The organism is Acinetobacter sp. Gutcm_16, from assembly GCF_028649355.1.
Taxonomy (GTDB): domain Bacteria; phylum Pseudomonadota; class Gammaproteobacteria; order Pseudomonadales; family Moraxellaceae; genus Acinetobacter; species Acinetobacter johnsonii.
Genome location: NZ_JAQSUV010000036.1, coordinates 199,641 through 212,095 on the forward strand (window position 1 = coordinate 199,641; position 12,455 = coordinate 212,095).

The 12,455-nt window shown below is 43.0% G+C and carries 15 protein-coding genes; 8 read left to right on the forward strand and 7 right to left on the reverse strand.

What is annotated here, in order from left to right; translation table 11 throughout:
• Positions 1-244: 244 nt before the first annotated feature.
• On the reverse strand, positions 245-622 hold the full coding sequence (locus tag PTT44_RS14550; protein ID WP_004691552.1) for a GNAT family N-acetyltransferase: 378 nt from the start codon (positions 620-622) through the stop codon (positions 245-247).
• Between the two features lie 92 nt (positions 623-714).
• On the opposite strand from PTT44_RS14550, the gene hisB reads away from it, so the two are divergent.
• From hisB to hisA, 5 genes are all read left to right on the forward strand, one after another.
• Positions 715-1,308 carry an imidazoleglycerol-phosphate dehydratase HisB gene (hisB, locus tag PTT44_RS14555; RefSeq protein WP_058951612.1) on the forward strand — a complete coding sequence of 198 codons (594 nt, stop codon included), beginning with the start codon at positions 715-717 and terminating at the stop codon, positions 1,306-1,308.
• Complete coding sequence (hisH, locus tag PTT44_RS14560; protein WP_004691555.1) at positions 1,308-1,925, forward strand: imidazole glycerol phosphate synthase subunit HisH; 618 nt, start codon at positions 1,308-1,310, stop codon at positions 1,923-1,925. The genes hisB and hisH overlap by 1 nt, the downstream gene beginning before the upstream one ends.
• A 289-nt stretch (positions 1,926-2,214) precedes the next feature.
• A complete protein-coding gene (locus PTT44_RS14565; RefSeq protein WP_159128582.1) occupies positions 2,215-2,679 on the forward strand; it encodes a DUF805 domain-containing protein in 465 nt (154 codons plus the stop codon).
• Positions 2,680-2,774: 95 nt separating this feature from the next.
• Positions 2,775-3,440, forward strand: coding sequence for a 3'-5' exonuclease (locus PTT44_RS14570; protein ID WP_168158790.1), 666 nt, complete (start codon positions 2,775-2,777; stop codon positions 3,438-3,440).
• Positions 3,441-3,519: 79 nt separating this feature from the next.
• On the forward strand, positions 3,520-4,251 hold the full coding sequence (gene hisA / locus PTT44_RS14575) for a 1-(5-phosphoribosyl)-5-[(5-phosphoribosylamino)methylideneamino]imidazole-4-carboxamide isomerase (RefSeq protein ID WP_159152670.1): 732 nt from the start codon (positions 3,520-3,522) through the stop codon (positions 4,249-4,251).
• A gap of 76 nt (positions 4,252-4,327) precedes the next feature.
• Here the strand turns inward: hisA and PTT44_RS14580 are convergent, their stop codons facing one another.
• Positions 4,328-4,876, reverse strand: a complete 549-nt coding sequence (locus PTT44_RS14580) for a helix-turn-helix domain-containing protein (RefSeq protein WP_168158685.1) — start codon at positions 4,874-4,876, stop codon at positions 4,328-4,330.
• Positions 4,877-4,966: 90 nt separating this feature from the next.
• On the opposite strand from PTT44_RS14580, the gene PTT44_RS14585 reads away from it, so the two are divergent.
• Positions 4,967-5,866, forward strand: coding sequence for a DMT family transporter (locus PTT44_RS14585; protein ID WP_168158686.1), 900 nt, complete (start codon positions 4,967-4,969; stop codon positions 5,864-5,866).
• A gap of 72 nt (positions 5,867-5,938) precedes the next feature.
• Here PTT44_RS14585 and PTT44_RS14590 read toward each other — a convergent pair whose 3' ends face one another.
• Positions 5,939-7,351 (reverse strand): NAD(P)/FAD-dependent oxidoreductase, encoded by a 1,413-nt coding sequence (locus tag PTT44_RS14590; RefSeq protein WP_168158687.1) that lies wholly within the window; start codon positions 7,349-7,351, stop codon positions 5,939-5,941.
• Between the two features lie 40 nt (positions 7,352-7,391).
• Positions 7,392-8,693 carry an APC family permease gene (locus PTT44_RS14595; RefSeq protein WP_252726125.1) on the reverse strand — a complete coding sequence of 434 codons (1,302 nt, stop codon included), beginning with the start codon at positions 8,691-8,693 and terminating at the stop codon, positions 7,392-7,394.
• Between the two features lie 129 nt (positions 8,694-8,822).
• Between PTT44_RS14595 and PTT44_RS14600 the strand changes: the two genes are divergently transcribed.
• Positions 8,823-9,182, forward strand: coding sequence for a transposase (locus PTT44_RS14600; protein ID WP_168158689.1), 360 nt, complete (start codon positions 8,823-8,825; stop codon positions 9,180-9,182).
• A 338-nt stretch (positions 9,183-9,520) separates the two neighbouring features.
• Here the strand turns inward: PTT44_RS14600 and PTT44_RS14605 are convergent, their stop codons facing one another.
• Genes PTT44_RS14605 through PTT44_RS14615 form a run of 3 tightly spaced genes read right to left on the reverse strand, consistent with a single transcriptional unit; the run spans position 9,521 to position 11,535 of the window.
• On the reverse strand, positions 9,521-9,913 hold the full coding sequence (locus PTT44_RS14605) for a DUF4870 family protein (RefSeq protein ID WP_168158690.1): 393 nt from the start codon (positions 9,911-9,913) through the stop codon (positions 9,521-9,523).
• A gap of 28 nt (positions 9,914-9,941) precedes the next feature.
• On the reverse strand, positions 9,942-10,571 hold the full coding sequence (locus PTT44_RS14610) for a DUF1294 domain-containing protein (RefSeq protein WP_168158691.1): 630 nt from the start codon (positions 10,569-10,571) through the stop codon (positions 9,942-9,944).
• Between the two features lie 13 nt (positions 10,572-10,584).
• Complete coding sequence (locus PTT44_RS14615) at positions 10,585-11,535, reverse strand: homoserine kinase (RefSeq protein ID WP_168158692.1); 951 nt, start codon at positions 11,533-11,535, stop codon at positions 10,585-10,587.
• Between the two features lie 113 nt (positions 11,536-11,648).
• Here PTT44_RS14615 and hisF point away from each other — a divergent pair, with 113 nt between their 5' ends.
• A complete protein-coding gene (gene hisF / locus PTT44_RS14620; protein ID WP_004691571.1) occupies positions 11,649-12,407 on the forward strand; it encodes an imidazole glycerol phosphate synthase subunit HisF in 759 nt (252 codons plus the stop codon).
• Positions 12,408-12,455 lie beyond the last annotated feature (48 nt).

Below are 12,455 nucleotides of genomic sequence, written 5' to 3' on the forward strand. Positions count from 1 at the left end.
ATCGAACTGGGGACACACGGATTTTCAATCCGTTGCTCTACCTACTGAGCTATCACGCCGATGTCGCGTATTAAACAGTTTAAGCGAAGCAGCGTCAAGTCCGTTTTCAAAAAAATCAGTTGAGTGTTTACTTTTACAGCAAACCCAGCACCCTTCGTACATTTTTTGAGTCATTCTTTGCACTTAAAGCACGTCACCATCACTATTCATGAAAAAAGCAGCCCAAAGACTGCTTTAAAAAAGCTTAAATTTTACCAATGTGCTCTAAGCAACGATGAATCGCACCACAGCCCGGCTCGAACACTTTCACACCTTTGGCTTCTTCCATACGACAGACTTCTTCAACCAACCGCTCCGCAACCCCTCGTCCACGGTTAGCAGGATGTACTACGATGTATTCTAAGGTTTTATTTTCACCCTGCCCACTACACCAAATGGCGCCAATGACTTTAGTATTAAATTCTGCGGTGTAAAGTAAGGTATACTGAGCTAGATTTTGCTCAAGTTGTTCTACGGCATCATGCCCATCGCCAAATTCAGGACTGGTGTCGTACAGTCGCTCTAGCTGGCTGCGCAACTCTTCTTTTTCCAGTGAAGTATAAGCGTGTACGGTAATAGGCATTGATAAACCCTCCTGAGCAATCTAATATGCGGTGACTTCGTTACGGCGAAACATTTTACATCAATTATTTGACGTCTTTGAGGAACGTGTCTATGACAGAACGTATCAGTGAAGTGGTAAGAAATACCAACGAAACCAAAATTCGAGTTCGTGTAAACCTCGATGGTACGGGTCAAGGCACGCTCAACACAGGTATTCCCTTTTTAGATCATATGGTTGATCAAATCAAGCGACATGGCTTATTTGATATTGATATTGAATGTGATGGCGACTTGGAAATTGATGATCACCACACGGTTGAAGACTGTGGTATCACGCTTGGACAGGCTTTTGCCAAAGCTTTAGGTGACAAAAAAGGTTTACGTCGTTATGGTCATTTTTATGCACCGTTAGATGAATCTTTAAGCCGTGCTGTGGTGGACTTATCTGGCCGTCCAGGTTTATTTATGGATATTCCATTTACCCGTGCCATGATTGGTCGTTTTGATGTGGATCTATTCTCTGAGTTTTTCCAAGGCTTTGTGAACCATGCGCTCATGACAGTACACATTGATAACCTCAAAGGTAAAAATAGCCACCACCAAATTGAAAGTGTGTTCAAAGCGTTTGCGCGTGCACTTCGTATGGCCTGTGAAATTGACCCACGTGCAACCAACACCATTGCTTCAACTAAAGGTAGTTTGTAATGACCCGTATTGCCCTTCTTGACTATGGTATGGGTAACCTACACTCAGCAGCAAAAGCGCTTGAGCATGTTGGTGCAACAGTCGATGTAACCAATGATCCCAAGTTAGTGGCTCAAGCTGATAAAATTGTGTTCCCCGGCGTAGGTGCTATGCGTGACTGTATGCAAGGCATGCATGAAGCAGGGATTGATGAAGTCGTTCGCCATGCGGCATTTAATAAGCCTGTATTAGCGATTTGTGTAGGTATGCAAGCGCTCATGCAACGCTCTGAAGAAAATGGCGGAGTCGATGCTCTCGGTATTTTTGAAGGCAGTGTGAAACGCTTTCCTGATGTAGACGGCTTGAAAGTACCCCATATGGGTTGGAACCAAGTTCATCAGGCTGATCCGAGTCATCCAATGTGGAAAGACATTGAGCAAGATGCACGTTTCTACTTCGTGCACAGCTTCTATGTCGAACCGAAGAACTCTGGCATTGTGGCGGCGACCTGTGACTACGGTTTAGAGTTCTGCACAGCCATTCATCAAGAAAATTTGTTTGCGACCCAGTTCCACCCTGAAAAAAGTCATACCGCAGGTTTGCAACTGCTAAAAAACTTTGTGGAATGGAAAATTTAATTCATTCCAGCTTCTGTTTGATTGAAAAAGCTCAACTTCGGTTGGGCTTTTGTTTATCCAAAATTGATGCATCTAGACTAAAAATAAATCAGAAACAGCTTAAGTAAATGATGCGTGTGATTTCACTCCTATACCTTTCAATATATAAAATCTTTGCTTTACATCAGACTAGTATACTCAAGATGACTACGATGCCTTTTCATTGTCACCAAATTTGATTATGATTTGCCTGCTTTTTAGACATTTTTATTTATAAAAAACTTAATTTACAACGATAAGGTAAGTCACTATGACTCAATATGCACAAGAATCTGCGCTAAATGCCGCAGGTCGTTTCGGACGTTTTTCATACCTAGCATGGAACTGTCTACTTGCCATTGTAGCGTCAATTATTCTAGGTATTTTCATCGCAATCTTTCCTAATACATTCGTGAACTTGGAAACAGGCAACTTCGGTGGCGGCATGATTTTTATCGCCCTGATCTATGTTGCGCTCATGTACTTCACTTTTGTATTTACTATTCGTCGTCTGCATGACCGCAACCATACGGGCTGGTTATCACTGTTGATGCTGGTGCCTCTTGCCAATGTGATCTTAATGCTATACCTGATTTTCGCACCGGGTGATGATCGCAGCAACAGCTATGGCTCACCACGTCCAACCGCAGGCTGGGAAGCTGTTTTGGCATGGATTTACATCGTGATTTTCGTTTTAGCAATTATCGGCGGTATTGCGGCTGGTTTTATGTCCTAAAATCACCCGTGCAAAACAGCCTACCTAGGTCGGCTGTTTTGCTAAATCAACACAAAAGCTTTAGGCTTAAGCAACAATGGCATAGTCAAAGCATGATGGATTCTTCTTTTCAACACATCCTTCCCAGTAAAGTCGAAATTCAACAATTTCCTCGTTTTCAAAATTTGCCAAAACAAGCAATTCATGTCATTCAAAACTTAAAACAGTGTGAAGCAATCCGCGCTGAACTGGAACAGGTTTCCATCTTCGGTTTTGACAGTGAGTCCAAACCGACCTTTCAAGTGGGAGAAGTTTCCACGGGTCCGCATTTAATTCAACTGGCCAGCGTCGAGCGTGCTTATTTGTTTCAAATGAGCCCACCCATTTGGAGCTTCCTTGCGCCATTTTTGGCGAATCCCGCCCAGCTCAAAGTGGGTTTTGGTTTAAAAAATGATGCCCATCTGTTCCGTAAAAAAGGTTTTGAGCTCAAGGGTGTGGTTGAGCTGTCAAAATGCTTTGCCAGCTTTGGTTTATCCAACCCTGTCGGCATTAAAAATGCCATCGCCCTGCTCTTTCGGCTCAACTTCCCGAAAAGTAAAAAAGTCAGCACTTCAAATTGGGCAAGGAAAATGCTCACGCCTGAACAAGTTGACTATGCTGCTGCGGATGCCTATGCGGCGCTGTTGGTTTTTGAAGAATTGCGGCGTTTAGAGCGACTTCCAAAAGATATTTCCAAAGAATTAGAAAAAACAACAAAACCTTGTCGTCATGAAAAGCTGTAACAGATGCTTAGAAAATTGCCAATACTTTGCTAAGATGACGGACATTGATTTTATTTAAGATTTGGCTAGGAGCGAAAGCATGCTGATCATCCCTGCAATTGACCTGAAAGATGGCAAATGTGTTCGTTTAAAACAAGGTCGTATGGAAGACGATACGGTTTTTTCTGATGATCCTGTTGCAACTGCACAGCACTGGGTAAATGAAGGCGCGCGTCGCTTACATTTGGTCGATTTAAATGGTGCTTTCGCTGGTACGCCAATTCATAAACCTGTGGTTGAAGCCATTGCTCGTGCACAACCTGAACTGCCAATTCAAATTGGCGGCGGTATTCGCTCACTAGAAACCATTGAACACTACTTAGAAGCAGGTGTGTCTTTTGTCATTATTGGCACCAAAGCAGTTCAAGATCCTGAGTTTGTTGAAGAAGCATGTAAGAAATTTGCAGGTCATATCATTGTCGGCATTGATGCCATGAATGGCATGGTGGCCACCGATGGCTGGGCCAATGTGACCGATGTGAAAGCAACCGATTTGGCCAAACGTTTTGCCGATGCGGGCGTATCGAGCATTGTCTATACCGATATTGCACGTGACGGGATGATGCAAGGTGTGAACGTTGAGCAAACTGTTCAACTGGCACAATACTCTGGCCTACCTGTGATTGCGTCAGGTGGTGTGACCAACCTTGATGACGTACGTAACCTCAAAGGTCAACCTGGTATTTTGGGTGCAATTACCGGTCGTGCGATTTATGAAGGCAGTTTAAACCTACGTGAAGCACAATTGCTGTTAGATGAACAATCGTTCTAATTGTAGAATTTAAAAAAGAGGTCTTTTGACCTCTTTTTTATGCGCTAAATATCAGTATGTAAAATCTGCATCTTATTTAATAAATCGCATTACGAATAAACTTTAACGGTACAGTTCCACGGTTGATATATTGGTATTCGATGGCACTCGAAAACACAATCGACTCACCTACACCTAAGACTTTCATGTCACCCGCCAAATCCAAAGTTAACTCCCCCTCCATCACATAGAGCATCTCACGCCAACCGACTGGGTCGGGTTCTGCACTATAGTGCTCATTTGGGGCAAGTACCCATGTCCACAGTTCAACTTTTTGTGTTGCTGCCGCCGAGGCCATTAATTTTGCTTCACTGTGTGCTTGTGTGCCCTGCCAAGCCAAAATATTGACCACCGCTTGCCCTTGCTGTTCAGGCGCAGCAATGATCTGTACAAAATCGACCTCAAGTACATCGGCAATCAAGCTGAGTTTCGCCAAACTAATATTGTCCTGCCCTGATTCAACCCCAGCCACCATGCGACGACTTAAACCAGCCAAATCCGCCAGTTGTTGCTGGCTCAGGCCTTTTAAGCCTCGATAATGACGCACATTTTGACTGACGTGTTGTAGTACCGCAGAAGACTTCATAAAGTTAAATCAAAAAATATTGAGCAATATATTGCACACAAAAACAAAGCATGACAAGCTGTGTGCAATATATTGCACACCAGTTCTTTTATGTTGAATACTCAGCTCGGTTCTAAAGCGCCTGTCATTGCACTGATTCTAATTACCTTTATTTGGGGCGGTACCTTCTTGGCCGTGAAATATGCGTTAAATTTCAGCTCCCCCATGTTCTTTGTGGGCTGTCGTTTCGCCTGCGCCGCTACAATTATTGGCTTATTTTCCTATCAACATTTAAAACACATCACCCGACAGGACCTGTGGGCAGGTGCACTCATTGGCTGTATGGTCACTATTGGCTATGGCACACAAACGGTCGGACTACAAACAGTCAGTAGCAGTGAATCTGCCTTTTTAACCGCATTGTATGTGCCTTTGGTACCTGTATTATTGTGGCTGATCTTTCGTAAAGTGCCCCATTTTATGATTTGGATTGGTGCGCTCTGTGCGTTTATGGGCTTAGTCTTACTTACAGGCAATAGCCTGAATTCAATTTCACTGAATTTTGGCCAGACCTTAACCCTACTCGGTGCAATCGCTATAGCGATGGAAATTATCCTGATTGGTTATTTTGCTCCAACAGTCGATATTGGTCGAGTGACGGTGATTCAACTGGCAGTTGCCTCTGTGCTCGCCTTTGCAGCCATGCCATTGGCAGGTGAACACCGCATTCCAGACTTTTCATGGCCTTTACTGAGTATCGCACTCGGCTTGGGGCTTGCCAGTGCCGTGATTCAATATGTAATGAATTGGGCACAGCGCTCAGTCAATCCATCTCAAGCGGCAATTATTTATGCAGGAGAGCCTGTATGGGCAGCACTATTTGGACGCCTTGCAGGAGAACGCTTAGCACCACTGGCTTTGTTAGGTGGGCTTTTGGTGGTGTTTGGCATTATGATCAGTGAATGGAAACCGAAACTGCTGACGTCGAAAAAGAACGTCGAACAACTTTAGCCCATCTCCGAAACGCAAAAACTGCTGAATCGAGTGATCAATGGCCATCGATTCAGCAGCTCAGTCAGGTGGTTAGAATGACACCATCTTGCCCGGATTAATCATTGCTCCGAGTCCATACATGCTTTTGGCTATTGGAATGACCAACGGCGCCAGTGCACGACCAAAAGGAATGTTCTGATGTTGAATACGGGTCAACATATTAAAATCATCACATTGACCACAGAAATCATCGGCAATGGCTTTACCAATACGCACCGTTTGCGCAACACCATGTCCACTCCACCCCTGAACAGCATAGATAGGGTATTGGCTGCCAAATTTGCGACTATCCGCGGCACCATTAACGGTTAAATCTGTCGTACCACTCCACACAAAATCAAGCTGGACCTGCTCTAACTGAGGAAATACGTGTTGAATACGCCCTAGCAAATAGTCATGCGTTTGTTCAGGACTCCAACACGAACCCGTACCTTCACCGCCAAATAACAATCGGTTTTTCGAGACCCCGCGGTAGTAATCAATTTGAAACTGGGTGTCGTATACCGGCAGATCCGTCGGCAAAAGTTCTTTCAAATCTAATGCTAAAGGCGCAGTGGTACACACATAAGTATAAAAAGGAATGGTGGTTTGATTGCGTTCTTCCAATAGTTTAAATGAGGCATGATGTACACCCATTACCACACTTTTACGTGCTTTAATCACGCCTTGGGCTGTGGTCACATAAATACCATCGGCACGTTCTTGGATTGACTGTACTTCCGTCTGTTCATAAATCGTGCCACCGTTTTGGCAAAAGCCATAAGCCAAACCACGCGTCAGGGCTAAAGGATGAATATGTCCCCCGAGCTGATCTAATTGACCGCCATAATAGTTGTCGGATTGCACATGTTCACGTAATTCATCTTGGGGCAGCATTGAGGTATTTTTTTCATCTAAATACTGACGTGCTTTCATCCCTTCATGCAGTGCATCTAAATGTCCAGGGTGTACCGCAGCCGTCAAGTGTCCACGTTTACGTTGCACATCTAAGCCATATTTTTCAGTAATGCTATCAATCAAAGCCATCGCTTCCGTTGAGGTAAAGTGCCATAACTTTTTAGCCTCTTCAAAGCTGAAGTGCTCAATCATGGTTTCGGCTTCCCAACGTGCCAATCCCGGTGTGAGTTGCCCACCATTGCGCCCTGAGGCGGCACTGCCCACTCGGTTTTTTTCAACCAAGACTGTATCCACACCCTGCTCCGACAAATGCAGTGCAGCCGATGCTCCCAGTAAGCCACCGCCTATAACGACCACGTCACATTCGATATCCGCATTTAAAGGCTCAAACTCATGCCATACTTGTAACGAGCTTTCGTAGTAATTGGCTGGATGACTAAACGCAGCACACTGCGGGTTCAACCAATTCCACTCTTTACCACTTTGCGTTGCAGAACTGGCTTTGTATTCCACGTCGTCTAAAAATGTCGGTTTATTCATCTTCATTTCATTCACACTCAATATCTATCTCATTTTCATGCAGGGTTTAATATGCATTTCCAATCACAATGTTTTGTCTTTTCAATTTCTTATAAATAAATAGACCAATGCCTATCACCAGCCAAGAGCAACCAAAAATTAGCGCATTTCGTTCTAAATTGACCCAAAGGCAAAGCATCACCAATACAGATAACAAGGGCAGAATCAAATTGAGACATTTGTTTTTAATGCCTTGGGTTTGTTTTTCCAACAGATAGAACTTCACAAAAACCGAGAAATTCACCGCAGTAAAGGCAATCAAAGCACCGAAGCTAATCATGCTGACCACCGTCGCAAGATCTAGAAAAATGGCCGATAGCGAAATCAGGCCAATACTTAAGACGGCATAAAGTGGCGTACCTAATTTTGCATGGAGCTGCCCAAAGGTTGCTTTGGGGAAAATGCCATCCTTCGCCATAATATGAATTAAGCGTGAAGCGCTGGCATGAGTGGCTAAACCTGAAGCGAAGGTATTCATGATTTGGGCACATAAAAATACGGCTTGGAAAAGTGCTCCCCCCACATAGAGGACAATTTCAGGTAAGGCTTCGTCAGGGTTGTTAAAACGCACATTGCTTGGAAAATACAGTTGGATAAACCATGAGGCACTAATAAAAATCCCGCCCCCGAGCAACGTGGTAAGCAGCACGGCACGTGGAATATTCTTTTGGGGATCTTTGGTTTCATGGGACATGGTCGTGACCGCATCAAAACCCAAAAATGAAAAACATAAAATCGATGCACCCGCAATCAAAGGCAAAACAGAACTGTCTCCATTAAACAGAGGGGCTAAAGTCAGTACATGATCATAGCCTTGTTCAGAACCCACGCCTTGAATGACTAGATAGATAAATAAAACCATCAGCAGTAAGGGTAAAAGTACAAACAACAGACTTAAATTCGCCAAAATATTGATTCGGAAACAGTTAATCAGCGTAACCAAACCCGTGAATACAACCACCCATAGCCAATACGGCACATTCGGGATCACAGCTTCTAAGTAAATACTTGCCAGTAAGGCATTCACCAAGGGCAACAAAATATAATCTAGCAGTGAACACCAGCCGACAAAAAAGCCTGCTTTGGCTCCACACGACTGTGCCGTGTAGTTATAGGCAGAACCTGAGTCACCACTGATTCGGCTAAAACGTGCATAACTAAATGCGGTCAGTAACATTGCAACCAACGCCAAAATATAAGCCAATGGCACACGCCCATCGGTGATCCCAGACACAATCCCAAAGGTATCAAACACGACCATCGGGGTCATATAGGCCACACCAATAATGACCACTTGCCATAGTGACATTTTCTTTAAAGAAAAATCTGCATTTTTCACCGAAATCACCATCTTTCATTTTTTAATCTAGTGATTTTGGTTTTTGCAACAACTATGCCATATAATAACAGCTTCGCTATTTTAAAAATATTGAATTAAATGCCAAAGTACGATTTAGAAACCCGAAAAGCAGCGATTCAACGCTATAAACTTACGGATTATAAGGTTGCAGTTTGCAAGGAATTTAACATCTCTCGTGTGACCTTAGACGCATGGATTAAGCTCGAAGAGGAAACAGGCGGTTTGTCTCCAAAAGTAGCCAACAGCCGTGGAGCACCCAGCCATATTAAAGACTGGAGTGCATTTCAAACCTTTGTTAAAAATAAAAAATTTCAAAATATTAGCGATTTAGTTCCACTTTTTGAACAACACTTTGGCTATTCTGTTTCTTATGCAGTTTTGGTTCGCGCCATCCATGTTTTGGGGCTAAAACGTCGTCGAGGAAGATTCTACGCTTAGTCAAAAAAGGACTATTTTTTATAATATTCTCTACGCATTAATTCATATAAATAACTGTACATTAATGTAAAGTTAATTTATTAAAAATGTAAATTAAAATTATTAAAAAAATAATTATTTATAAACAAAAATGTAAGTTATAAATATTAAAAAAGTAAATTTATTAATATAAAAAGGTAAATATTGAAATTCAATTTAGTTAGGTGCTTTTTAAAAGCCTGCGCAAAAATAGAGACTCTGCTGCATCAGCTTGGTTCATCTCGGTGCATAAACCTTGTTATGAAAAAATAAAGTCATAAAAAAAAGGGCACACTGCCCTTTTTAAATCCCATCACTTGTTATTGATACATCGGTTGATTGTCATTTAAACGAATAATGCCTTTAATGGCACGATACACAATCCACACCCATGACAACCCAATCACAGACACGCAGAATGTTGAAGCACCGAGTGCGATACCTGCGAAAGCGGTGGCATTTTCACCCGTAAAGAATAAGAAAATAAATGGCACAAAGGCAATCACGTTCCAAATCAAATACCACCAAAAGGTGCGAATCTGCCAAGTAAAATGGCTCTCAAAAATGGAACCACGCACAGAGCCACGCTTCACATAATTAATCACTAAAGCAATGATGGCTAAAATCCCTGCGGAAAAAATCGCAACGATATACAAAATATAAAGAATAAAAGTCAGACTACGATTCGGATCTTGATCGACTGAATAATTCATATTGTCCCTCATAAAGTGGGCTTGAACTTTAAATAGGCAAACTATTGAAAGGAGAAATAAGCCATAAAATTAAAAGAATATTGAATAGAATTGTACAAAAGTAAATCTTTCTAAACGGTTGTTTTTGTGTTTTATGTCGTAGCTTTTGCTGCGCTAACCATGCTGCAGGCCATCCCCCTAAAAATGAAAGGAGATGTAATGTATTTTCAGGTACACGGCGCTGTCCATTTTGCGCAGCTTCTTTATCTTGCGCATAGAACCAATAACTGGCCGCATTCATCACACTAATCAACAGCAGCACCAATCCACTCAAACGCCCTAGGAGTACCAATAGCGCCAAAAATACGATGTATGCCACCGACGCAATTTGCATTGGACTCCAGCGTTGACCCTGTTTGGTCTTTTTCGGGGAGACTTTTTGGGTACGACTCTTTTGGGTTTGTGATGCTTTTAAATAACTGACTTGCTGTGCACGATAACGCCCTTGTGCATCCACAATCACGTTGTATTCCAACGCACAGCCTAAAATAGGACGAGGACCTTGCCGTGCAAAGTCCTTGATATGTAAAAACACGCGATCTTTGCTGTCATCGTTGGGCTGAATAAAGCCATAGCCTTTTTCATCGAACCATTCAACGAGTCGTCCTTGGTCACGCATTTTTCTTTCCTATTTAAGCAGTTACAAATTTTAGGCGGTCAATCACCATATTACGCATTTCGGTAGGATTTTTCTGCAAAATGTCATCCCCAGTACGACCTTGTTCTGCATTTTTTTGTGCCACTTGTAAACGCATCATCCAAAAACGCGCAGCAGCCATCGCCAGATACAGCTCTAGACAAGATTTTTCATCAGTCGTTAAAGGACGAATGCTTTCATAGGCGTTTAAAAATGCGATGGCCTTGTCTTCATTTAAGTGCACACTTGGATATTCGGTACAGAAGTCATTTAGCGTAATCGCAATATCAAACAAGAACTCATCTTTATTCAGTTCATAAAAGTCTAAAATGCCTTTGAGCTGATTGCCCTCAAACAAAGTGTTGTCACGGAATAAATCCGAGTGGATAAAGCCCTTTGGACGATTCGGATAAACCGCCGATAATGCATCATATAAACCCAACAACTTACTGAGCAGTGCCTGATCCGCTTCACTTAAAGTTGGTTTCATCTGTAACGCTACAGCGAGCCAGTAGTCATGGTCACGGTATTCTGCACGCTCCAGTGGAAAATTTTGCAGTGCGACGTGCATTTGTGCTTGTGCAACCGCAATCGCCTCGGCTTGCTCAAGGGTCGCAGGCATGGGGTGTTTGCCCATCATCCGTGGGGCAATTTGTGCGGGTTTAGCTTTTAAACTATGAATGGCTTTGCCTGAATGACTTAAAGGTACAGGAACCGCTAAACCAGCCTGACCTAAATGCTCAAGCACAGGAACCAACTCGCCTGCACCCTGTTCATCCATTTCTTCAAATACAGTCAATACATACTGCACAGCATTTTCACACACAATAAAATAGTTCGTATTTTGAATACCGCCTTGAATTGGGATCAGATCGATTACCTCAAGTCCATAAGGTGCTGCAAACGCCTGAACTTCCTGTAAAGTCAAAGTGGTATAAACCGACATATAAAACCTGCAAAAAAACTTACATAAGTTTGATAGAATACCCGCTCCGACTATTAAGGTGTAGCATCTAAGTCGCGAAGTTTCATAATCGGCTGTTATTTTTGGAAAAAATTATGCTAGCTAAACGTATTATTCCTTGCCTCGACGTGGACAACGGTCGTGTAGTGAAAGGTGTTCAATTCCTTGATATTCGTGATGCAGGTGACCCAGTAGAAGTAGCACGTCGATATAACGAACAAGGTGCTGATGAAATTACCTTCTTAGACATTACCGCAACTTCGAATGGTCGCGACACGACTTATCGTACGGTTGAACGTATGGCTGAAACGGTTTTTGTTCCCTTAACGGTCGGTGGTGGCGTTCGCAAGGTTGAAGACATTCGCCTCTTACTCAATGCTGGCGCGGACAAAGTGAGCATTAACTCAGCAGCGGTGTTTAACCCAGAATTTGTACAAGAAGCATCGCAACGCTTTGGCGCACAGTGTATTGTGGTTGCCATTGACGCGAAAAAAACGGGCGAAAATAAATGGGAAATTTTTACCCATGGCGGCCGTAAACCAACGGGTATTGATGCAATTGAATGGTCCGTGAAAATGGCCGACTTTGGTGCAGGTGAACTGCTGATTACTTCGATGGATGCCGATGGCACCAAAGCAGGTTATGACCTTGAGCTGATGCGTCAAATCAATGACCGCGTCACCATTCCAACCATTGCTTCGGGCGGTGTCGGTAACTTACAACACTTGGCCGATGGTATTTTAAAAGGTGGCGCAGACGCTGTACTGGCTGCTTCGATTTTCCACTTTGGACAACACACCATTCCTGAAGCGAAAAAATACCTTGCAGAGCAAGGCATTGAAATGCGTCTATAAACAGACTATCACCGTAAAACCTATGAAAAGAGTACTTTCGAGTACTCT